This window comes from Solilutibacter silvestris, from assembly GCF_002895945.1.
GTDB lineage: Bacteria > Pseudomonadota > Gammaproteobacteria > Xanthomonadales > Xanthomonadaceae > Solilutibacter > Solilutibacter silvestris.
This window is the reverse complement of record NZ_NPZB01000001.1, coordinates 1216130-1237379: the sequence shown is the minus strand read 5'-3', so window position 1 is coordinate 1237379 and position 21250 is coordinate 1216130. Positions and strand designations below refer to the sequence as shown.

At 63.0% G+C, this 21250-nt stretch carries 19 protein-coding genes and 2 pseudogenes; 3 read left to right on the top strand and 18 right to left on the bottom strand.

Going from position 1 to position 21250, the window contains the following annotated elements; translation table 11 throughout:
* Positions 1-9: 9 nt before the first annotated feature.
* From modA to Lysil_RS05595, 9 genes are read right to left on the bottom strand one after another with little or no spacing between them, the layout of a single operon-like run.
* A complete protein-coding gene (gene modA, locus Lysil_RS05635; RefSeq protein WP_103075009.1) occupies positions 10-789 on the bottom strand; it encodes a molybdate ABC transporter substrate-binding protein in 780 nt (259 codons plus the stop codon).
* 24 nt (positions 790-813) lie between these two features.
* Positions 814-1737, bottom strand: a complete 924-nt coding sequence (locus Lysil_RS05630) for a bestrophin family protein (protein WP_103074531.1) — start codon at positions 1735-1737, stop codon at positions 814-816.
* A 25-nt stretch (positions 1738-1762) separates the two neighbouring features.
* Positions 1763-2005: a MoaD/ThiS family protein gene (locus Lysil_RS05625; protein ID WP_103074530.1), complete on the bottom strand. Its 243-nt coding sequence runs from the start codon at positions 2003-2005 to the stop codon at positions 1763-1765.
* Complete coding sequence (locus Lysil_RS05620; protein WP_103074529.1) at positions 2002-2592, bottom strand: NTP transferase domain-containing protein; 591 nt, start codon at positions 2590-2592, stop codon at positions 2002-2004. Before Lysil_RS05620 ends, Lysil_RS05625 begins: the two co-directional genes overlap by 4 nt.
* Positions 2589-3098 carry a cyclic pyranopterin monophosphate synthase MoaC gene (gene moaC / locus Lysil_RS05615; RefSeq protein ID WP_205756906.1) on the bottom strand — a complete coding sequence of 170 codons (510 nt, stop codon included), beginning with the start codon at positions 3096-3098 and terminating at the stop codon, positions 2589-2591. Before moaC ends, Lysil_RS05620 begins: the two co-directional genes overlap by 4 nt.
* 40 nt (positions 3099-3138) lie before the next feature.
* Complete coding sequence (gene moaA / locus Lysil_RS05610) at positions 3139-4155, bottom strand: GTP 3',8-cyclase MoaA (RefSeq protein ID WP_240600167.1); 1017 nt, start codon at positions 4153-4155, stop codon at positions 3139-3141.
* Between the two features lies 1 nt (position 4156).
* Positions 4157-5365, bottom strand: coding sequence for a molybdopterin molybdotransferase MoeA (locus Lysil_RS05605; RefSeq protein ID WP_103074526.1), 1209 nt, complete (start codon positions 5363-5365; stop codon positions 4157-4159).
* The gene (locus Lysil_RS05600; RefSeq protein ID WP_103074525.1) at positions 5362-5724 is read right to left on the bottom strand and encodes a hypothetical protein; all 363 of its coding nucleotides are present in this window, start codon (positions 5722-5724) and stop codon (positions 5362-5364) included. Before Lysil_RS05600 ends, Lysil_RS05605 begins: the two co-directional genes overlap by 4 nt.
* Positions 5721-7067, bottom strand: coding sequence for a molybdopterin molybdotransferase MoeA (locus Lysil_RS05595; protein ID WP_103074524.1), 1347 nt, complete (start codon positions 7065-7067; stop codon positions 5721-5723). The genes Lysil_RS05600 and Lysil_RS05595 overlap by 4 nt, the downstream gene beginning before the upstream one ends.
* Before the next feature lie 71 nt (positions 7068-7138).
* On the opposite strand from Lysil_RS05595, the gene fdhD reads away from it, so the two are divergent.
* The gene (gene fdhD, locus Lysil_RS05590) at positions 7139-7960 is read left to right on the top strand and encodes a formate dehydrogenase accessory sulfurtransferase FdhD (protein WP_103074523.1); all 822 of its coding nucleotides are present in this window, start codon (positions 7139-7141) and stop codon (positions 7958-7960) included.
* Here fdhD and Lysil_RS13715 read toward each other — a convergent pair.
* The 3 genes and pseudogenes from Lysil_RS13715 to Lysil_RS13705 all read right to left on the bottom strand — a co-directional run.
* The gene (locus Lysil_RS13715) at positions 7957-8160 is read right to left on the bottom strand and encodes a rhodanese-like domain-containing protein (RefSeq protein ID WP_425477149.1); all 204 of its coding nucleotides are present in this window, start codon (positions 8158-8160) and stop codon (positions 7957-7959) included. The genes fdhD and Lysil_RS13715 overlap by 4 nt on opposite strands.
* 216 nt (positions 8161-8376) lie before the next feature.
* A pseudogene (locus Lysil_RS13710) lies at positions 8377-8955 on the bottom strand (HesA/MoeB/ThiF family protein); the annotation flags it as partial.
* Between the two features lie 162 nt (positions 8956-9117).
* A pseudogene (locus Lysil_RS13705) lies at positions 9118-9522 on the bottom strand (molybdenum cofactor biosynthesis protein MoaE); the annotation flags it as partial.
* 128 nt (positions 9523-9650) lie between these two features.
* On the opposite strand from Lysil_RS13705, the gene Lysil_RS05575 reads away from it, so the two are divergent.
* Positions 9651-10589 carry a LysR family transcriptional regulator gene (locus tag Lysil_RS05575; RefSeq protein ID WP_165782396.1) on the top strand — a complete coding sequence of 313 codons (939 nt, stop codon included), beginning with the start codon at positions 9651-9653 and terminating at the stop codon, positions 10587-10589.
* Between the two features lie 156 nt (positions 10590-10745).
* Positions 10746-13049: an FdhF/YdeP family oxidoreductase gene (locus Lysil_RS05570; RefSeq protein WP_103074521.1), complete on the top strand. Its 2304-nt coding sequence runs from the start codon at positions 10746-10748 to the stop codon at positions 13047-13049.
* 71 nt (positions 13050-13120) lie between these two features.
* Here Lysil_RS05570 and Lysil_RS05565 read toward each other — a convergent pair whose 3' ends face one another.
* The 6 genes from Lysil_RS05565 to Lysil_RS05540 all read right to left on the bottom strand — a co-directional run bounded on the left by Lysil_RS05565 (position 13121) and on the right by Lysil_RS05540 (position 21248).
* Positions 13121-13276, bottom strand: coding sequence for a DUF2474 domain-containing protein (locus Lysil_RS05565; RefSeq protein ID WP_103074520.1), 156 nt, complete (start codon positions 13274-13276; stop codon positions 13121-13123).
* Positions 13263-14270, bottom strand: a complete 1008-nt coding sequence (cydB, locus tag Lysil_RS05560; protein WP_103074519.1) for a cytochrome d ubiquinol oxidase subunit II — start codon at positions 14268-14270, stop codon at positions 13263-13265. Before cydB ends, Lysil_RS05565 begins: the two co-directional genes overlap by 14 nt.
* Before the next feature lie 7 nt (positions 14271-14277).
* Positions 14278-15681 carry a cytochrome ubiquinol oxidase subunit I gene (locus Lysil_RS05555; RefSeq protein ID WP_103074518.1) on the bottom strand — a complete coding sequence of 468 codons (1404 nt, stop codon included), beginning with the start codon at positions 15679-15681 and terminating at the stop codon, positions 14278-14280.
* 142 nt (positions 15682-15823) lie between these two features.
* Positions 15824-17146, bottom strand: a complete 1323-nt coding sequence (locus Lysil_RS05550) for an NAD(P)/FAD-dependent oxidoreductase (protein WP_103074517.1) — start codon at positions 17144-17146, stop codon at positions 15824-15826.
* Between the two features lie 165 nt (positions 17147-17311).
* Positions 17312-17800, bottom strand: coding sequence for a type IV pilin protein (locus tag Lysil_RS05545; protein WP_276308141.1), 489 nt, complete (start codon positions 17798-17800; stop codon positions 17312-17314).
* A complete protein-coding gene (locus tag Lysil_RS05540) occupies positions 17793-21248 on the bottom strand; it encodes a pilus assembly protein (protein ID WP_165782395.1) in 3456 nt (1151 codons plus the stop codon). The genes Lysil_RS05545 and Lysil_RS05540 overlap by 8 nt, the downstream gene beginning before the upstream one ends.
* Positions 21249-21250: the final 2 nt, after the last annotated feature.

Genomic DNA, 21250 nt, shown 5'->3' with positions numbered 1-21250 from the left:
GCCTGTCGATCAGTGGACCGGCGCGGCGATTTCGGGGACGTAAAACCCGTATTGCACGAACACCGCACGCGCCTTCGACCCTTGCACATAGGCCATGAAGTCCTTCGCCAGTGCAGCGTTGGCGCCATGCTGCGTCAGTACGAAGCTCTGCTTGAGTGGCTGGTACATGCTGGTCGGCACCACGACGTAACTGCCCTTGGCTTCCGGGCTGCGCGCGAACGATTCTGCGACGAAGCCGATCTGTGCATTGCCACTGCGGATGAATTGTGCGGTTTGTGCGATGTTCTCGCCCATCACGATCTTCGGCTGCACGGCATCCCAGACACCGGCCGCGCGCAAGGCCTGCTCCGAACGCTTGCCGTAGGGCGCATGCGCGGGATTGGCGATGGCGATGCGGGTGAAGCGCGGCTGCGTCAACTGCTGCACCGTCACGCCCTTCAGGTCCATGCTCGCGCTCCACAGCACGATATGGCCTTCGGCGTATTGCAACGGCTTGCCGACCGCCTTGCCGTTGCGGACCAGACGTTCCGGAAAATCACTGTCGGCGGAAAAGAACACGTCGAACGGCGCGCCCTGTTCGATCTGCGTGGTGAGATTGCCGGACGATCCGTAGACCACATCGATCTGCACACCCGGATGCTCGCTGTTGTAGGTCTCGATGATGCGGTCGAGTACGCCGTGCAGGTCCGCGGCGGCCGCCACGGAAATCTTCGTTTGCGCGGTGGCCGGCAGGGACAGTGCGAATGAAAGCGCGCACGCCAGGATCAAGCGGGCGGATGTCGTCTTCATCATGGTGGGCTCTCCGGTCTGCGGTCAGTAGAGGATGCAATCACGCGGTTCCAGCGGCGCGGGGAGATCGGTGTCGCCCAGCATCGCCAGCAGGTTGATTTCGATATTGCGGCTCAACGCATCCAGCGGCAGATCATTGGGCAAGGTGTCGAATGGCTCCTCGATCTGGGTGCCGATGGCATCGAGCCCGAAGAACGTATACGCGAGGATCCCGACCGCAATCGGCGTCAGCCAGCCCAGCGTACTGATCAGGCAAAACGGCAGGATGAAACAGTAGACATGCACCGTGCGATGCAGCAGCAGGATGTAGGCAAAGGGAATCGGCGTGTTGCGGATGCGTTCGCAGCCCCCCAGCACGGTGGAGAGCTTGCACAACTCGTGGTCCATGGTTCCGAGCAGCATGCTGTCGGTGCCAGTGGCGCGGGCATCGCGCGCATATGCCTCGCCCAATGCAGTGAGCACGGCATTGGGTGGCGTCGGCGATGCCGCGACGGCGGCGTACATTTGCGGCGACAGCCAGCGTCGCAGATCGGATTCGCCATCCGTTCCGCGCAGGTGATGGCGCAGCGCTTGGGTGAAAGCAATCATGCCGTGGAACAACTCGCGTCGTTGCGACTCCGCCAGCGTCGGCATGAACGCGAGCGTCTGTCGCCCCAAATTGCGACTGGCGATCACCAGTTCGCCCCACAGGGTGCGCGCTTCCCACCAGCGCTGGTAGGCGACGGTATTGCGGAAACCGAGGAAGATCGCCAGCGTCAGGCCGAGCAACATCAGGTAGGCCGCGTTCAACGTGAACTGCAGGACGAACCCGAAGCGCTCCGCGATTACCACCGCCAGCGACAGCAGCATGGTGTAGAGCACCTGCGGCCAGATCACCGGAAGGATCGAGCCCTTGAGCGCGAACAGCAGCGTCATCACCGATTGCGAGTTGTTCGGACGAACGATCATGGCCGTCTCCCGGTTCCCGTTGCGCTCAACCGCCGGCAACCGGCGGGATGAAGACCACCGTGTCGCCTTCGTGCAGCGCGCGATCCCAGGTGCTGAATTCGTTGTTCACCGCGACCTTCAACGCATCGCTATCCAGCGAAAATCCGTGGCGTTCGCGCAGTTCGCGATACAGCGCGCGCAGGTCGGCGGCCGCGGTCGAGACCGTCTCGCTGCTGCGTCCGGCCTGCTCGCGCAGCTGCGCGTAGTACTGGAGTTGCACGGTCGTCATGTCGTGGCCCCGAGGCGGCGTCGGATGTCTTCCCGCTCGGCGGGGGTATTGGCATTGTCCAATGCCTCGCCCGGCGAAGGCAACACGAGGGTGCGCAGGATGGCTAGCGCCTTGCGCGGGCAATGGCTGCCGTCGCGATAACGTTGCAGCAGCGTGACAGCCGAGGATGGCTCCCAGATCGCGCACAACGGTTCAGGCAAGCCATCGTGGCTGCTGGCATAGACCGTGGCATCGAGTTGCGGATCGCGCCGGGCGATCAATTCATGCAAGGTCGTTTCATCGAGCAGCGGCAGATCGCAGGCGAGCACCAGCCACGCGACGTCGGGATATTCGGCTTGGGCGGACAGAATCCCCGCGATCGGGCCGACCGCGGGATAACGATCAACGATCTGCGGCAATCCGGCGCGCAACGGGTCCGCGGTCTGGGCATCTCGCACCGACACGAAGGCGCGTTCGGTCACGTCTTCGAGCAAGCGCCACGCGCGCAGCAATTGCGGCTCGCCGAGATAGTCGAGCGCGGCCTTGTCCTGTTGCATGCGCCGGCTTTCGCCACCGCTCAGCAGCAAACCGTACAACGGCGCCGTCATGCCGGATTCTCCAGATAATCGCTCTTGCCGCCGGTCTTCTTCAGCAGGCGGATTTCGCCGATCACGATGTCGTGCGACAACGCCTTGCACATGTCGTACACGGTCAGCGCAGCGATGGACGCACCGGTCAACGCTTCCATCTCGACGCCGGTGGTGCCGGCGCACGATACCGTGCAATCGATCAGCGCATCGTCCCCTTCCATGCGGATATCGAAATCGCAGCGGCTCAACGCCAGCGGATGGCATAGCGGGATCAGCTGCGAAGTGGCCTTGGCACCCATCACGCCTGCGATGTGGGCGACGGTGAACACCGCACCCTTCGCCGTGACGTGGCCGGATCCGCGCAAGGCCTGCGCAACCTCGGCCGGAAACGTCACCCGCGCGCGCGCCTGCGCGGTGCGCCGGGTCACCGGCTTGTCGCCAACGTCCACCATCTGCGGGCGCTGTGCATCGTCGACATGGGACAGCGTGGCGGGAGGATTTGGCACAGGGACTCCGGAAACAATGTGGGACACGTCGGCAACGGCAAGGATAACGCCGGCGCCGTCAACCGCCGATGTAGTGCATTTCGATCTTGCGGGCCGCACCCTTCTGGCGCAGCGCCTCGCGCTCCTCGCTGTAGCGGTCGCCGCGGGCGAGCCAGATATTGCGCAGGGTGTCGAGCAATGCTTCGTCGGAACTGCCGTCGCGCAACCGGCTGCGCAGATCGGTGCCACGGATGGCGAACAGACAGGTGTAGAGCACGCCTTCCGACGACAGCCGCGCACGGCTGCAATCGCCGCAGAACGGCTGGCTGATCGACGAGATCACGCCGATCTCTCCGGCACCATCGCTGAAGCGGTAGCGCGTCGCCACTTCGCCCGCGTACTTCGGTGGAATTGCTTCGAGCGGCCAGCGCGCACCAATGCTCGCCAACAGCACGCTCGACGGCACCACATCCTCGGCGTGCCAGTCGTTGCGATTGCCGACATCCATGTATTCGATGAAGCGGACCACGATGCCGGTGCCACGGAAACGTTCGACCAGATCCACCACGCCCGCTTCGTTGACGCCGCGCTGGACCACGGTGTTGATCTTCACGCCGCGTGGGAAATTGACGGCGGATGCGGCATCGATGCCGGCCAGCACGTCGGCGAGTTCGCCGCGGCCGCCGCTCATGCGATGGAACAAGGTGGGGTCGAGCGTGTCGAGACTGACGGTGACGCGATCCAGTCCGGCATCGCGTAGCTCCTGTGCCTGACGCGCCAGCAACGTGCCATTGGTGGTCACCGCGAGATCGTCGATGCCATCGATGCGCCGCAGGCGCGCGACCAGTTCGGACAGATTGGGTCGCAGCAACGGTTCGCCACCGGTCAGGCGCAGCTTGCTCACGCCCAGCCGCGCCGCGAGCCGACTGACGCGTTCGATTTCGTCGAAGCTCAAGCGCTCGTCATTGCCGAGGAAGGTGTAGTGCTCGCCATAGGTCGATTCCGGCATGCAGTACGGGCAGCGGAAGTTGCAGCGATCCATCACCGATATGCGCAAGTCGCGCAGCGGCCGACCGAGGCGATCGCGGGGGTTCATCTCACCACTCATGGAAAGCCACGACATGACCTGCGGGCAAACGCGTGCCCGCGACTGGAAGTTCCACCACGCAATCACTGCGCGGCAAGGCGGTGAAATCGCCGGAGGTGCGCGTCGGCACCGCGGTGGCGATCTGTCGCCCATCACCGTCGATGTGCAAACGTGCCGGCACGAAGATGGTCAGGGTATCGCTGGTCTCCACCGCCTCTGCCAGCACGGCCGATCCCGACAGCGATCGTGATGCACCTTGCGCCGCCAACAACGCCGGCCTCACGTAACGAATCGTGCACACCAGCGCCGACACCGGGTTTCCCGGCAACGCGAACACCGCTTGTCCGCGTGGACCGATGCCGAACCACATCGGTTTGCCGGGGCGCTGGGCGATGCCATGGAACACGCGTTCGACGCCATGCGCCTGCAATGCCGCCGGCACGTGATCGCGCTGGCCCTTGGAAACGCCGCCGGAGAGGATCAGGACATCGTGCGCGGCGAGCAGACGACCGATCATTGCCTCGGTTTCGACGCGGTCGTCGCCAACGTGTTCGCACACCACCCGATCGAATCCATGCAGACGCAATGCCGTGGCGATCGCGATGTCGTTGGAGCGACGAATCGAACCGGCTTGCTGCTCCTGCGCATCGACCGCCAGCAATTCATCTCCGGTCGAAAGAATCGCGATCGACGGCGTCGCCGCCACCTCGACATTGGCGAATCCATTGGATGCGAGCACGGCCATTTCCGGTGCACCCAGGCGCATGCCCGTCTCCAGCAACTCGCTGCCGGCAACGCAATCGCTGCCGCGCGGATGCACGAACTGCCCACGCCGCGGCTGGCAATCGTCCATCAACAGATAGCGGCCACCCTCGCGCCGCAATTGTTCGATCGGAATCACGCAATCGCAACCGTCCGGCAACATCGCACCAGTGGCGATTTCAATACAGGAATCCCTGTTCGCATCCAGCGTCGTTCCGGTCGTGCCGGCGAACTGTTGGCCAGCGATGGCGAATGCGCGCGGCAGTGGCTCGCACCAGTGCACGGCGATGCCATCCATCATCACGCGATCGAACGGCGGATGATCGTGACCGGCGTGGATCGGCTGCCGCAGGATGCGCCCCGCCGCTTCGGCCAGCGGCACCGAGACGGCGTCGTAACGCGGCATGTGTCGTGCAATCGCGACATCGGCAGCATCAACGTGCAGCAATCCGCTCATGATCCGCGCTCCGAATGCTTGCGATCACGCAAGCGGCGTGCGCTGTCACGCACATCGACATCGAAACGCAATTCCAGCGCTGCACCATCGGCGGACGGCAGCGTCCAGCCGAGGCCATCGCGCGTCGGCAGGCGCGCGGCCAGCGCACGCACATCACTCTCGGGCAGGATGAAGCGCCAATCTTCGATATCACCATCCAGCATGGGTGCGACACGATCATCAACCTGCAGCGTCGCGTGCACGATGAAGCGATCACCGAAGCGCGTCTGCGCAGCCACGGCGTCGCCTGTCAGCAAGCGCGCGAGTTCATCCTCATCGATGCGCAGGCGCAGTTGTTGTCCGTCCAGTTGCACTTTCATGCCGGCTCTCCTGCGCGCGCATTCGCGGATCGTGTTCGGGCGATCTGCATCGGCACGCCCGCCACCAGACTGGCGATGGCGACCATCGTACCGACCGGACATTCGGCGGATTCGCCATCGAGGATGATCCACGCATCGGCTTGCGCGAACGCGTGGATGCGGAACGGCTGTTGTTGCGGCAATGGCGTCGCCTGCAGGCATCCGTTGTCATCGACATGGAGCTGTCCGCGCAGGAAATGGCGCAGTCCCGGCTTCGGCGATTGTGCGGTAGTGAGTGCCGCCGGCACCGTGGTTTCCGGCGCCTGCCCGAGCATCGCGCGCAACAATGGATTGACGAAAAAGCGCATCGCTACCGCAACCGCCATCGGCGTGCCTGGCATCGCCAGCAGCAACGGGCCGTTGGCGAGCCGTGCACACAGCAAGGGTTTGCCCGGACGCATCGCCACACCATGGAACAGCAACTCGGCGCCCGATTCGCGCAGCAATTCCGGAATGAAGTCGTAACGTCCCATCGACACTGCGCCGGTACTGATCACCAGATCGACGCCATCGCGCAAAACGCCGCGCAAGGCATCGGCGAAGGTGACCGCAGTGTCGTCCACCGTCAGGCAGGCGGTGACTCGCGCGCCGGCCGCAGCCAGCGCCGAAGCGAGATACGGCCCGTTGGATGCGTGGATGCGATCGGCATCGAGCGGCTGCGTGGCATCGGCCTGCAACTCCTTGCCGGTGCAGATGATGGCGACGCGCGGTTGGCGCACCACATCCACGTGCGCCTGGCCAAGCGCGGCCAGCAGCATCGTCGTCGCCGCATCGATGCACGTGCCGGCGGCGATCGCGTTCGCACCGTTGGCGATATCGGAACCAGCCAGGCGCACGTTCTGTCCCGTGCGCACCTCCTGCAACACGCGGATGCGCGCGGGACTGCCATCGTTGTTGCTGGCCAGCAGTTGCGTCTGTTCCACCGGAATGACCGCGTCGACACCTTCGGGCATGCGTGCACCGGTCATGATTTCGCAGCCACCGCTGTCGATCTGGCGCGGACCATCGCCCGCCGCCTGCGATGCAAGGACATCGAACTCCGCGCCACTTGCGATGCCCGTTCCCGCACTCAGTGCATAACCGTCCATCGCCGCATGATCGAAACTCGGCAGGTCCATCGGGCTGCGAACATCACGCGCGAGCACCCGTCCCGATGCCAGCGCGAGCGGACAGGTTTCAGCAGGCAATGCCGTCGCTTGCGCCAGCAATCGTCGCACGGCCTCCTCGTAACCGATCGCGCCGCGCACCCGGTCGATGTGGCGCTTCGCAGTGGCTGGACCGGGGGTTTCGGGGTTGTGGCTCATGTCTGGATTCTGCACGGAACCCCGCCATCTTGCCCGAGCGCGTCGCTCGCCCGCTCGGCTATCCTTCACGCATGACCCTGCCCGCCAACCCACCCGGAGTCGTCCAGCGCGCCATCGAACGCATCCGCGATGGCCATGGCGAGCGCACGGAGGATCGCATCGCCGAGGAAACGCCGATCGCGATGCTCTACAACGGCGTGTCGTTCGCGGTGATGATGACGACGCCGGCCGACCTCGGGGACTTCGCCCTCGGTTTCTCGCTGAGCGAAGGCTTGATCGAGTCCCCCGCGCAATTGCTGGCGATCGAACGCAGCGACTTGCTGGAAGGCATCCAGCTGGCGATGACGGTCGCGCCCGAGGCCGCCGCCGCGCGACTGGATGGCCGCCGCGAACGCCTGCTGCCCGGCCGCGGCAGCTGCGGCATCTGCGGCACCCGCGACCTCGAGGATGCGATCCGCCAGCCCTCGCCCGTGGTCGCCGAAACCTCGTTCCGCGCCAGCGCGCTTGAACAGGCATTGGCCGCGTTGTCGCAGCATCAGCCGATGAATGCCGCGACCGGCGCCGTGCACGCCGCCGCGTGGGCCGATCTCGATGGTCGCATCATCCTTGCACGCGAGGATGTCGGTCGCCACAACGCGCTGGACAAACTGATCGGCGCGATGGCGCGCGCCGGAATCGCGCCGGATGCCGGCATGTTGCTGCTGACCAGCCGCGCCAGCTACGAAATGGTCACCAAGGCGGCCTCCGCCGGCATCGGCTTGATGGCGGCGATCTCCGCACCGACCGCACTGGCGATCGAACTCGCGCGCAGCGCCGGCATCTGCCTGATCGGCTTCGCGCGGCCCCACGGCTACAACATCTACGCGCACCCCGAACGCATTCGCGCCGACTAGGCGCGAGCGAGCGCGGCGATGCCACCCGCCAGCGAATGGACGTCGCCGAGGCCGGCGGCGCGCAACTGTTCGGCCGCGTAATAACTGCGGCGACCGGTCGCGCAGACCAGCAATACGCGATCCCGGCCCAGCTCGCCGGCGTGCGCCATGATGTCGCCGGAAGGGATTTCACGAGCGTGCACGTCCCCCAGCGGTGTCATGGCGATTTCGTCACTGCCGCGCAGATCGACCAGGCGGAAACCGGAATCGATCGCAGCAGCGAGGGTAGGAAACACCAGTTCGACGTCGGCCTGCAGGCGCGCCTGCTCCAGCGCGCGCTGCGCCTGTTCGATGCAGCCGCCGTGCAATACGCATCCGGAAGCGGGATCGATCGGCAGGCGTTGCATCGTGTTGTCGAGCAAATTCACCAGCACCAGCGCGTCCGCGCGCGGGCGCGGCAGATCGAGCAGCAGCTTCAGCGCTTCCATCGCCTGCATCGCACCGAGCACGCCCGGCACCGGGCCAAGCACGCCGGACAGCGCGCAACTGCCAACCGCTTCGGGCGACGGTTCGCGCGGCCACAGGCAACGCAGGCATGGTGAGCCGGCACGTCCGTCCATCACCTGCAACTGGCCTTCGTACTGGTAGACGCTGGCCAGCACCAGCGGCGTCGCGGTGACCGTCGCCGCATCGCTGCTGAGGTAACGGCTGCGCATGTCGTCGGTGCATTCCAGCACGAGATCGTATTGCGAGAACACCTCGACCACGTTGCCGGCGTGCAACGGTTCGGAATACGTCTGCACTTGCACGGACGGATTGAGCGCGGCGACGTGGCGCGCGGCGAGATCGACCTTCAAATGGCCGATGTCGCGCGCGGAATAGATCGTCTGGCGATGCAGGTTGCTGGCGTCGAGACGGTCGCCATCGACAATACCCAGCTTGCCAATGCCGGCGCCCGCGAGATAACTGATTACCGGCGCGCCGAGTCCGCCGGCGCCGATCACTAGCACGCGCGCGGCGGCCAGTTTCGCCTGGCCTGCCGCACCGACCTCAGTCAATCGCACCTGCCGCGAATAATCCGGCGTGAACGACTGCGGCGCTTCATCGTGGTGATGGTGATGATGGCCGTGACCATGCGCATCTTCGTGTTCATGCTCGCGATAGACATGCGTGCACGCGACCCAGCTGGTTTCGCCGGTGACGTAGTGTTCCTTCTTCCAGATCGGCAGGCGGTGCTTGATCTCGTCGATGATGTAACGGCAGGCGCGAAATGCTTCGTCGCGATGCGGTGCCGACGCGCCGACCCACACCGCCATGTCGCCGATCGTCAGGTCACCAGTGCGATGCACGCAGCAGGCGTCGCTCACGCCGTAGCGTTGCAGCGCCTCGGCAACGATGCGCTCGCCCTCGGCGATCGCCAGCTCGACATAGGCCTCGTATTCCAGCCCGTCGACATCGCGGCCTTCATTGCTGTTGCGCACCCAGCCTTCGAACGAACAGAAGCCACCCGCACCGGGATGACGCAGGCCATCGGCCAGCGCGCCGGCGTCGATTGCCGTGGTCGAAATCGCAAAATGCGTCATGCCCTGGAAACCTTGCAGTGGATGAATCAGCGAAAAGAGCTGCCGCCGCCATTCTCACGCAAAAGTTGTCGTGCGGACAGGTATGCTCGGCTCATCGTTCAGCACACTGGCGAACCGCGGAGCCCCTCTTGTTCGTCCGACAACTGACCTACCTCGTCGCGCTGTCCCAGCATCGCCACTTCGCCCAGGCCGCCGAAAGCTGCAATGTCTCGCAGCCGGCGCTGTCCGCGGGCCTGCGCCAGCTCGAAAAGGAGCTCGGCATCACCATCATCCGCCGCGATCGCCGCTTCAACGGCTTCACGCCGGAAGGCGAGCGCGTGCTGCTGTGGGCGCGCCAGATGCTGGCCTCGCTGGACAGCCTGCGGCAGGAGGCGGAACTCTCCAAAACGCTGTCGGGCGGCCATCTGGAACTCGGCGTCGTGCCATCGTCCCTGCAGGCATCAATGCTGCTCACCATCGCCTATCGCCGGGCAGTGCCGGAACTGCGACTGGGCCTGCACTCCCTCAGCACCCGCGCCATCCTGCAGCGCGTGAAGCGGCACGAAGCGCATCTCGGTATCACCTATCTCGATCAGATCCCGCAGCAGGCGTTCGAAGTGCAACCACTCTATACCGAACGCTATATCCTGGTCGCCAGCGCGAATGCCGGCCAGACGCTACCCCCCGCGCTCGACTGGAAGGATGCCGCGCAGTTGCCTCTATGCCTGTTCGGGCGCGAGATGCACAACCGCGAAATCATCGACATGGCATTCCGCCAGGCCGGGGTGACGCCACGGGTAATGGTCGAGACCAACACCATCAGCATGCTTTACGCGATGGTCCGCAATGGCGAAATGTACAGCGTGATGCCGCTCAGTGCGTTGCCCGGTTTCTTCATCGGCCGCGACATCACCCTGCACCGACTGGAGCCGGCCCACGGCGCATTGGTGGCGATGTTGCGGCTGCGCCAGAGCATGATGCCGCCGCTGATCGAGGAAGCTTGGCGTGTTACTGCGGAACAGGATCTGCAGGGCACGCTCGACCGTGTCCTGGAAGACGAAATCCACGCCGTGCACCGCGCGTCATAAGCAGCTCTTATCACTCGGTAACCCTGGTGACTTTGACGTGCCATCGACGGATGGACACACTTGCAACCGCACAGGTCCGATTTCGACGGCACTTCGTGTTGTCTGGCGCGTTGCGCCGAAACATGGCTGGTCCAACTCCCCACTACGAGGTTCGTCATGGCTGAGAAAGAGATCCCCGGCATCCGTCCCTACAACGCGCCGGCTGGCGGCTGGGGCGCCCTCAAGGCGACGGCCAAGGCCGTCCAGGAACAGATGAGCGCGCCGGAAGCGGTCGTCACCCTGTTCCGCACCAACAAGCCCTACGCGGAACGCAGCAAGGCACCGGAAGGCTTCGACTGCCCCGGCTGCGCATGGCCGGACAAGGAGCACACCTCGACCTTCCAGTTCTGCGAGAACGGCGCCAAAGCCGTCACCTGGGAAGCGACCAAGAAACGCGTGCCGCCGGAATTCTTCGCCGCCAACACCGTGGGCTCACTGCTGACGTGGAGCGACTACCAGTTGGAAGACCAGGGTCGCCTGACCCACCCGATGGTCTACAACGCCGAGAAGGACATTTACGAAGCCATCGAATGGGACGATGCCTTCGCGCAGATCGGCGCCATCCTGCGCAACACCGCACCGGACGCGATGGAGTTCTACACCTCCGGCCGCGCCTCCAACGAGGCCGCCTTCCTCTACCAGATATTCGCGCGCGAACTCGGCAGCAACAACTTCCCCGACTGTTCCAACATGTGCCATGAAGCCACCAGCGTCGGCCTGCCGATGGCGATCGGCATCGGCAAGGGCACGGTATCGCTGGAGGATTTCGACCACGCCGACCTGCTGCTTTCGATCGGCCACAATCCCGGCACCAACCACCCGCGGATGATGGGCACGCTGCACGAAATGTCGCGACGCGGCTGCCCGATCATCGTCTTCAATCCGCTGCGCGAACGCGCACTGGAACGCTTCGCCGATCCGCAGGACGCGCTGGAAATGGCCACCTTCGGCGCGACCGAGATCGCTTCGACCTATCTGCAACCGAAGGTCGGTGGCGACGCGGCGGCGCTCAAGGGCATCATGAAGGCGCTGCTGGAAATGGACGCGGCGCTCGGCCCCGCTGCCAAGGTGATCGACCGCGACTTCATCGCCGAACACACCGTCGGCTTCGATGCGGTGGCCGCCGACCTGAAGGCGCTGTCCTGGCAGGAAATCGAAGCGGTGTCCGGCCTTCCCGAGCAATCGTTGCGCAAGGTCGCCGAGACCTACGCCAAGTCCAACGCCACCATCGTCACCTACGGCATGGGCATCACCCAGCATCACACCGGCACCCAGAACGTGCACCAGGTGGTGAACCTGCTGCTGATGCGCGGCAACTTCGGCAAGCCCGGCGCCGGCATCTGCCCGTTGCGCGGCCACTCCAACGTGCAGGGCAACCGCACCGTCGGCATCACCGAGAAGCCGAGCGCGGACGTGTTGCAGCGGATCGAGCAGACCTTCGGTTTCAAGCCACCGTCGCATCATGGCCACGATGCTGTCGCCGGCATGCAGGCGATCGCCGAAGGCAAATCGACTGCACTGATCTGTCTCGGCGGCAATCTAGCCGTCGCGCTGTCCGATCCGCAGGCGTGCTTCGCGGCGATGAAGAAGCTCGACCTCTCCGTGCATATCGCCACCAAGCTCAACCGTTCGCACCTGCTCACCGGCAAGCACACGTTCCTGCTGCCTTGCCTGGGCCGCACCGAACGCGACATCCAGGAGACCGGCCCGCAGGCGGTGACGGTGGAAGATTCGATGTCGATGGTGCATGCCTCGCGCGGCAAGCTGAAGCCGGCGTCGGAATTCCTCAAGTCGGAACCGGCGATCGTCGCCGGCATCGCTGCGGCCACCCTGCCCGACAGCAAGGTGAAGTGGCTGCATCTGATCGAGGATTACGACCGCATTCGCGACATGATCGAAGCCGTCTATCCCGATTTCGTCGATTACAACGATCGCATCAAGACGCCGGGCGGTTTCCGCCTGCCGCTGCCGCCGACCGAACGCATCTGGAACACGCCGTCGGGCAAGGCGGAATTCCTGCGCATGGATGGCGTGATGGAAGATCCGGTCTATGCCGATCCCAACGTGCTGAAGCTGACCACGTTGCGCAGCCACGATCAGTACAACACCACCATCTACGGCCTCGATGATCGTTATCGCGGCGTCTTCGGCCGGCGCGACGTGGTGTTCATCAACGCACAGGACCTCTCCGACCTCGGCATCGAGGAAGGCGACCAGATCGTGGTGGAAACCGCGTTCGGCGATGGCAAGGAACGGCGCCTCGACAAGGTCATCGCCGTCACCTACGAAATCGCGCGCGGATCGGTGGGCACGTACTACCCCGAGGGCAATTGCCTGGTTCCGCTCGACTACGTCGATCCGGTCAGCGGCACGCCGTCGTACAAGTCGGTCCCGGTTCGCATCACCCGCGCTGCCGCCTGATCGACGCGGCATCGTTGCAACAAGAAGCCCGCCTTACCAAGGCGGGCTTTTTCATCTACGCGTCCCGTCAATCAATGCGTGACCGCGCCCAGGATCAGGAACTTGAACACGCTGGCGACAGCGAAGGTCACCAGCACGCCGCACACCCACAGCAACACGAACCAGCCGAGCTTGCGCCACCACGGCGCGCCATCGCCGGAGCGTGGCGGCTTCTCAGTGGTAACCATGGTCGCCTTCGCGCACCTTGCCGCGGAACACGCGGTATTGCATGTAACTGTAGACGAGGATGATCGGCAGGATGATGACCGTACCGACCAGCGAGAACAGCTGGCTGGAATGGGTGGCGGACGCCTCCCAGATCGTCAGCGACGGCGGGATGATGTTCGGCCAGATGCTGATGATGAAGCCGGTGTAGCCGAGGAACAGCAACAACAGCGCCAAGCGGAATGGCGCGGCTTCGATGCGCATGTCCACCGCGCGGAAGATGCCCCAGACACTGACCAGCACCAGCAGCGGCACTGGCAGGAAGTACAGCAGGTTGTGGCCAGTGAACCAGCGTTGCGCCACTGTCGGCTGGCCAAGTGCGGTCCACGCGCTGACCACCATGATGACGCCCAACAGGATGAAGGTCAGCGGCTTCATCAACGCGTACATGCGTTCCTGCAGCATGCCGTCGGTCTTGATGATCAGCCAGCCGCAACCGAGCACCGCATAGGTGAACATCAGTCCGAGGCCGCAAAATATGCTGAACGGCGACATCCAGTCGAACGCGGCGCCGACGAATTGGCCGTTGTGGATCTTGATGCCCTGCAACAGCGATCCCAGCAGCACGCCCTGGAAGAACGTGGCCTGCACCGAACCGAAAATGAAGGCGAGATCCCACAACGGCAGGCTGCGCTTGGCCTTGCCGCGCAACTCGAAGGCCGCACCACGGAAGATCAGGCCGGCGAGCATCAACACCACTGGCAGGTAGTTGGCCGGCAGCAGCGTGGCGTAGGCCACCGGGAACGCGCCGTACAAGCCCGCACCACCCAGCACCATGAAGGTTTCGTTGCCGTCCCACACCGGTGCAACGGTATTGAGCAGCACCTGGCGCTCGCTGCTCTTCTCGAAGAACGGGAAGATCAGGCCGATGCCGAGGTCGAAGCCGTCGAGCATCACGTAGAGGAACAAACCGAGGGCGATGATCCCGGCCCAAACCATTGGAAGATCAATGTTCATGGCGGCCTCAGGCGTCGTCGATGGAATCGTGGGGGTGATACATCGCATTGCTTTCCAACGCGGGATGCGGGGTCGTTTTCGGCATGTGGTGCGGATCAGGCGACGGCCCGTTCTTCATCAACTTGAGCATGTAGTAGATGCCGGTGCCGAACACCACGAAGTAGACGATCACGAAGATCAGCAGCGAAGTGCCGACCTGCTGCGCATCCAGCGGCGATGCCGAATCGACCGTGCGCAACACGCCGTAGACCGTCCACGGCTGGCGTCCGACCTCGGTGGTGACCCAGCCGGCCAGCAGCGCGATCAATCCCGATGGTCCCATCAGCACCGCCCAGCGCTGGAACCAGCGCGATTCGTACAGGCGACCACCCTTGCGCAACAGCAGCGCGACCACCGCCATCAGCAGCATCAGCATGCCCAGACCCGCCATGATGCGGAAAGTCCAGAAAATGATCGGCGAAAACGGGCGGTCTTCCGGCGGGAAACTCTTCAGCCCCTTGATCTCGCCATCCCAACTGTGGGTCAGGATCAGGCTGCCGAGATGCGGCACCTGCACGGCGTATTTGGTCTCCTCGGCCTTCATGTCGGGCAGGCCAACCAGATTCAACGAGGTGCCACCGTGTTCGGTTTCCCACAATCCTTCGATCGCGGCGATCTTGGCCGGCTGGTATTCGCGGGTATTGAGGCCGTGCGCGTCGCCCACGAAAATCTGCACCGGCGCGAGGATCAGCAGGATCCACAACGCCATCGAGAAACTGCGCTTGACCGCGCCGTCGCGGCGTCCCTTCAGCAAGTGGTAGCCGGCGCAGGCAGCGACGAGGAACGCGGCGGAGATGTACGCCGCCAGCGTCATGTGCACCAGGCGATACGGAAACGAGGGATTGAAGATGATCTTCAGCCAATCCACCGGGATCAGCTTGCCGTTCTCGATGGCGTAGCCCTGCGGCGTCTGCATGAAACTGTTGGACGCGAGGATCCAGAACGTCGAGATCAGCGTGCCGATCGCCACCATCAGCGTCGCCATGAAATGCGCGCGCTCGCCCACCCGGCCCCAGCCGAACAGCATCACGCCGAGGAAGCCGGCTTCGAGGAAGAACGCCGTCAGCACCTCGTAGGTCAGCAACGCACCGGTGATCGATCCGGCGATGTTGGAGAACCCGGCCCAGTTGGCGCCGAATTCGTAGGCCATCACCACGCCGGAGACCACGCCCATGCCGAAGCCGACCGCGAAGATCTTCGACCAGAATGAGAACATGTCGCGGTAGACATCGTCGCGCGTCTTCAGCCACATGCCCTCGAGGACGGCGAGGAATCCCGCCATGCCGATGCTGATGGCCGGGAAGATGATATGGAAGGACACGGTGAACGCGAACTGCAATCGCGCGAGATGGATGGCATCGAAGATCGGCATGGTGTCTTCATCCGTGCAATGTGGTCGCAGTTGCCTGCAAGCTATCCCGCGAAAACAGCGCGGTCAAGCGCGAACCCGGCGCTAAATCGCGTTATCCCACCCCTGCCGCCATTGCTGCTTATGACTTGAAAAGCATTGCTTATCAGTGGAGCTTCACACGCGGCGAAATGGTCCGGCGGAAGAAGTTGGCGGCGACGTCGATCCCGGTCCGCCACCAGCCATGCAACGCCACCGTATGCATGCGGTAGAGCGAAACATACATCAATCGCGCCAGCAGCCCGTCAACGAACATCTTGCCGCCGATCAGGCCGCCCATCAGGTTGCCGGTCGCCCCCAGCCGGCCCAGCGATACCAGCGAACCGAGGTCGCGGTAATGGAAGGCCGGGAGCTTGGCCCGCGCACCCTCGCGCAAGGTGATGGCGATCGCACGCACCAGGAACGACGCCTGCTGATGCGCCGCCTGCGCCCGCGGCGGCACCCAGGAATCCGGCCCCTCCCAGTTGCATTGCGCGCAATCGCCAAGCGCGAACACGGCATCGTCGTTCTCGCACTGCAAGGTCGGCCTGACGATCAATTGGCCGCGTTTGCCCACCGCCAGGCCATCGAGATCGGCGAGGACCGGCAACGCCTTGATGCCGGCGGCCCAGACGATCAGGTCGGCACCGATGAACTTGCCCTCCGCCGTGCGCAGGCCGTCGACCGTGACCTCGGCGACCTGTTCGCGCGTGGCGATGTCGATGTCGTATTCGCGCAGCAACGCGGCGGCAGACGAGGACACCCGTTCCGGCAACGCACCGAGGATGCGCGGCCCGGCTTCGACGATCGTGATGCCGATATCGCGCACCGGATCCAGCCGGTGCAGTCCGTAGACGGACAATACCTGTGCGGTCTGGCGCAACTCCGCCGCCAGCTCGACGCCAGTGGCTCCGCCACCGACGATGACGATGCGCACGGCCTTCCTGCTGTCGCCTACGTCATCGCGATGCGCACGCGCGCATGCAGCCAGCAAGCGCCGGCGGAACTGTTCGGCATCGTTCACCGTATCGAGCGCGTACGCATACTCTTGCGCACCCGGCACGCCGAAATAATTGGTGGTGCTGCCGACCGCGATCACCAGGGTGTCGTACGGAAGTTCGCGCGCAGGGAATATCTGCACGCCCTGATCGTCAACGACCTGATCGAGCTTCAACACGCGTGCCGCGCGATCCAGCCCGGTCATCGCTCCCTGGTTGAATTCGAAACCATGCCAATACGCCTGCGCCGCGTAATCAACCTGATGGATCGGTGCGTCCATGCTGCCGGCTGCCACTTCATGCAGCAGCGGCTTCCACAGGTGCGAGGCGTAGCGATCGACCAGGGTGATGCTGGCCAGTGGCGAGCGACGGCGACGGCCGTAGCGATCACCGAGCCGCGTGGCTAGTTCCAGGCCGCCCGCACCGCCGCCGACCACGATGATCCGATGCATGAACTCTCCCGTGGCATTGGGGTAATGGCGTTGGCCATAGCGTCATGCATGTGGGGGGAATGTGCAACTGGGTCAGGATGATGCGGAAAGCCCTGCGCTGTTGCGCCGCGACAAAACAAAACCCCGCCGATGGCGGGGCCTTGGATACGCGATAACTGGATTAAGTCAGAAACACTGCGCCACGGGCATGCTTCCGTTAGCCACTGATTTGGTGCCCGCTTGATTGATACTCAAATCGCCGCATGCATCGCTCGATTGTGCCCCCGCCCGGGTGGCAGTCAGGGTGAATGTCGACGGCGCGAGATTCGAGGGCGCACCAAATGTGTAGAAGGCAGCCAAATCGGTTACACACCCTGAAACTGGAATCGCCACTGGGGTGTTGCCCGTATCCTTGTCGTACGCCATGTTGGTGGTATAGAAACGCTCCATGAATTGAGCGCGTTCCATCAAACATGCGGCGGCGGCCGAACGGCGTGTTTTCTTCACGTGCTCGATGTAACTCGGGTACGCGATCCCGGCAAGAATCGCGATAATCGCTACCACGACCATCAATTCGATCAGTGTAAAACCATTCTGCTCTCTCAATTCAGAAGAAGTCATGGCGTATTTCAGGTCACGGCAATCAACAATGCAGCTTGAATGAATGTCAGCCATGGTTGATCAACTCCCGCCAAATGAGACGTTCCGGGTGTGCTGTCCCGCCGGGTTGATTCTTCTTTGTACACACCAGCTGTCCATTATCCTGCTGGACGCACACATCTTGGTCTGAAACATCCGCTTTGCCAGGCGCACCGCCGTTCGATACGGACCCGACGAAACCGTCGGCGCCGGCAGAACCCGTTGGAGATCCGGTTACAACCTGTCCACTTGCATTCACGTAACTGGCCAGCTTGTCGTCCTTCTGGCTATTGCCATTGATGTCGAAATAGCCGTAAGTCCCACCCGCATCTCCGGTAATAGACGGATTGGTTCCGGTAAAGACATCGAACGCATTCTGGTATCCGTCGCCCGCCGAGGAATTGCAGTCACTGCTGGCCTGCTTGGGCCACATGCTGTTGATCGCCAGCACACGCCCGTCAATCACCGGTGCACTGATCACGCGCTCCCCGTTCGCAAACGGAGTGGGGACCCCCAGATCGATATACCAGCCACGTACTCCAGAGGGAAGCGCCGAGTAGACCTCCGGGCTGCGTGCGGCATGGCCTGCGCTATCTGTCCCGGTGTAGGGGAAAGTACGCTGCTTCAGTTGGGCGCGACCACTGATGGTCGCCGTCGAATCTGACGCGAGATTGTCGATGAGTCCGTAAATCGACTGGGTATCGGCATGCTGACCGGCATTGGTCGTATCCCACGGCAAGTCGCCACTGGAAATCAAGCGCCCCGTGCCAAAAGCCACGAAGATGTTTCCTGTCGATCCTTCGCGGGCCACCGTGATGCCACCAGTGATTGCCTGCAAGTTCCCGGCCGGGGACGGACTTGTTGCCGTGAACAATTTCACAGCCGTCGGGGTGGCCACGCGCAGATCCCAGCGCCACAGGTTGCCTTTCAAGTCGCCGCCATAAACCAGATCGATCTTCCCATCACCGTCCAGGTCGGCTGTCTCCAGCGTCATCAATCCGTTGCCGGAACCCGCATCCGCAACCAACTCAGTAGAAGTTCCTGTCGTCATGTCATACATGAAGAGGGCCGCTTTTCCCGAATCGCTCTCGATTCCATTCGGGACGAGCGCGATCGTCTTGCCATCCTGACCCTTCTTGATGGTCGGGGAACCCAACACATACCCCATATCGGCGACAGCGCCTGCTGCGCCCGTCTGGAAACTCTTGTCCCACAACACCTTGCTTGCTGTCATACCCGCGCTCGTGGGAGTGCTCACGTCCAGCGCAAACACGCCGCGCCCACCACGGCCCAAGGTACCCACCAGATAATTCTTGTCGCCCGCGTTCTGTATCTTGCTGACGTATAACTGCCCGTCGACGAAGAATTTGTGGGTGTACGCCGGATCGCTCAAGCTGGCCATGTCGCTGAAATTGATGCCGGCAGGAACGTAGGAAAACCCCACCTTTCCCGTTCTGGAATCGATGCCGTGAAGCATGCCATCGTTCGCGCCGACGAACAGGTAGCCGCTGTCGTTGACGAAGACCGGGGTCGAATCGACGATATCGCCGATCGGAGACAGCTGTCGTTTGCGATACACATCCGGCAGCAGGCTTTCGTTGGTGCGATCACCGATCAGATAGTTCAAATTGGCGGGCGCCGTCACCAGAGGTCGCGCGGCGGGTGCGAATGTCGAATCCGCCAGATGGGTTGCCACGAACGAGGCGCCCATGCTGCCATTCCATGTCAATACTGGCCGCGTCAGGAAATTGGCATCCGCATTCACCACCGTCGACAACAACCATGTCGGGGTACTTGAATATCCGACGTTGGTGGCATTGCGAGGAAATGCACGCAAGTCGCCCCAGTACTGGCTGCTGTGGTAGATCGCGCTGTATTTGTATGAATTGGTCGTCGCATACGGGCCATTGGACGCCAGGTTCGAACCGGAGGCCGTGCGTCCCGTGATGCTGCCCAATGCGTTACTCAAGGCCTGCGCAAAGATATCGGGGCTGGTCGCGGGGGTGAATTGGCCATGTCCGTTGACCGCTGCGTGCCAAAGGTCATCAATCGCGGTCAGCGAATCTGCTACTGGCTGAGGCCAATTGATCTGCTGTTTCTGCAGCTTTGGCCAGTCGGTGGTCTGATTCAACGTGCCCTGGGCACCGATGGAAATTGCAAACGTGCTCATGTGTTGCCAGAACGCCGGATCCTGAGTCGTCGCTGGTACGGCATCAGGCAAGTCGGTGCGCAAATCGTGTTCCCAGAAATACATGGCGACATCGGCCAGCGTGTCGGAATAGCTCACCGACGCGCCATCCTTGTACGGCGGCCCCGCCTTGTAGCCACCCGTGGTCGTGCCATCGGTGGCGGTGTAGACCGGACCATTCGCGCCGTCGACGTCCCCTATCGAGTTGAATCCGGAAGAATCGTTCCAGAAGCCATCGGTGGTCAGGATGGTGAACGCCTGACGGCACGCCAGATAGGTTGCTGCACCCTTGTCGTCAACGCTGTTCCACGGTGCCTTGGTCTGATAGTAGCGTCCGGCGCGCTGAAGGGCGCCCTTGAGCGGCGTGCCGTTGGATGCCTGACTGTAGAATAGTTGATTGAACCATGCCTGCCTGTTTGCACCAGAGAACAGCCCTGCGCCTGTTGGGATCGGAAGCGCAGGCGAACTTCCACTAGGATTTCCGCCACTCCCGTCCGTATTCGTTTTCCAGTCACGATTCCAGATCGTATCGAAGCCGACACGATAGTTGTCGTCCAGCTTCCCGAAGCCTTCCGCTGCACCAGCCTTGGCCATCTTGTTGCGAGTGCGCTGGTAGGAATACCAGGTCGCGTAGTTGGCAAGCTCGATATCCCAGGTTGCGCGCGAAGATACCGTCACGCTTGCAGTCGCAGGCGTGGCCACTATTACGCAGCCAGAAGTAAAGGAATTACTCCCTGATGACCAGCTGCACTGCCTAACGACAGGCGCGCTCCAAATGCCACTCGATTGCGTGAATTTAACCGAGTACTCGTAATAATTGGATTGCGATGTATCTCCGGATGCAACCGATGTGCTCTTGGGCAAATAGAACAAGACGGTTTTGCTTGTGCTCCTGAGATCCGCAACAGTTGACAATGCCACGTCATCGGCTGTCTTCGCCAATGTGTCGTCGTCATAGACTGCGCTGTAGGACTGCCCGAGAGTCAGGCGCGCCCCTGTCCAGGTCATCCACGGCTTGTAGTCGGCCTTGCGGGGATCGTAGGCCAGCGGATTGACGTTCGGATTCTTCCTCAGAAAAGTTGGCCAACTGCCGCCATTGGGATCTTTGTCCGGCATGTATTCCCAGGCCATCGATCCGGAATCATCCAGCACCATCAGGATGTTGGGCGGTATGCGCTTGTTCTGACTCAGTAGTGGATTGTCGGGAAACGAAGTCGCCGCATTCACCGGGAGCGCGAGCTGGGTTATACAGCAGGCAATCGCCGCGTTGCGCATCCGTGATTTGATTTTATTCATGA

What these genes read in the sequence shown, in the direction of transcription:
- modA (WP_103075009.1), bottom strand. Translation starts at nt 789, where the DNA reads ATGAAGACGACATCCGCCCGCTTGATCCTGGCGTGCGCGCTTTCATTC.
- Lysil_RS05630 (WP_103074531.1), bottom strand. Translation starts at nt 1,737, where the DNA reads ATGATCGTTCGTCCGAACAACTCGCAATCGGTGATGACGCTGCTGTTC.
- Lysil_RS05625 (WP_103074530.1), bottom strand. Translation starts at nt 2,005, where the DNA reads ATGACGACCGTGCAACTCCAGTACTACGCGCAGCTGCGCGAGCAGGCC.
- Lysil_RS05620 (WP_103074529.1), bottom strand. Translation starts at nt 2,592, where the DNA reads ATGACGGCGCCGTTGTACGGTTTGCTGCTGAGCGGTGGCGAAAGCCGG.
- moaA (WP_240600167.1), bottom strand. Translation starts at nt 4,155, where the DNA reads ATGAACCCCCGCGATCGCCTCGGTCGGCCGCTGCGCGACTTGCGCATA.
- Lysil_RS05605 (WP_103074526.1), bottom strand. Translation starts at nt 5,365, where the DNA reads ATGAGCGGATTGCTGCACGTTGATGCTGCCGATGTCGCGATTGCACGA.
- Lysil_RS05600 (WP_103074525.1), bottom strand. Translation starts at nt 5,724, where the DNA reads ATGAAAGTGCAACTGGACGGACAACAACTGCGCCTGCGCATCGATGAG.
- Lysil_RS05595 (WP_103074524.1), bottom strand. Translation starts at nt 7,067, where the DNA reads ATGAGCCACAACCCCGAAACCCCCGGTCCAGCCACTGCGAAGCGCCAC.
- fdhD (WP_103074523.1), top strand. Translation starts at nt 7,139, where the DNA reads ATGACCCTGCCCGCCAACCCACCCGGAGTCGTCCAGCGCGCCATCGAA.
- Lysil_RS13715 (WP_425477149.1), bottom strand. Translation starts at nt 8,160, where the DNA reads ATGACACCGCTGGGGGACGTGCACGCTCGTGAAATCCCTTCCGGCGAC.
- Lysil_RS05570 (WP_103074521.1), top strand. Translation starts at nt 10,746, where the DNA reads ATGGCTGAGAAAGAGATCCCCGGCATCCGTCCCTACAACGCGCCGGCT.
- Lysil_RS05565 (WP_103074520.1), bottom strand. Translation starts at nt 13,276, where the DNA reads ATGGTTACCACTGAGAAGCCGCCACGCTCCGGCGATGGCGCGCCGTGG.
- cydB (WP_103074519.1), bottom strand. Translation starts at nt 14,270, where the DNA reads ATGAACATTGATCTTCCAATGGTTTGGGCCGGGATCATCGCCCTCGGT.
- Lysil_RS05555 (WP_103074518.1), bottom strand. Translation starts at nt 15,681, where the DNA reads ATGCCGATCTTCGATGCCATCCATCTCGCGCGATTGCAGTTCGCGTTC.
- Lysil_RS05550 (WP_103074517.1), bottom strand. Translation starts at nt 17,146, where the DNA reads ATGCATCGGATCATCGTGGTCGGCGGCGGTGCGGGCGGCCTGGAACTA.
- Lysil_RS05545 (WP_276308141.1), bottom strand. Translation starts at nt 17,800, where the DNA reads ATGGCTGACATTCATTCAAGCTGCATTGTTGATTGCCGTGACCTGAAA.
- Lysil_RS05540 (WP_165782395.1), bottom strand. Translation starts at nt 21,248, where the DNA reads ATGAATAAAATCAAATCACGGATGCGCAACGCGGCGATTGCCTGCTGT.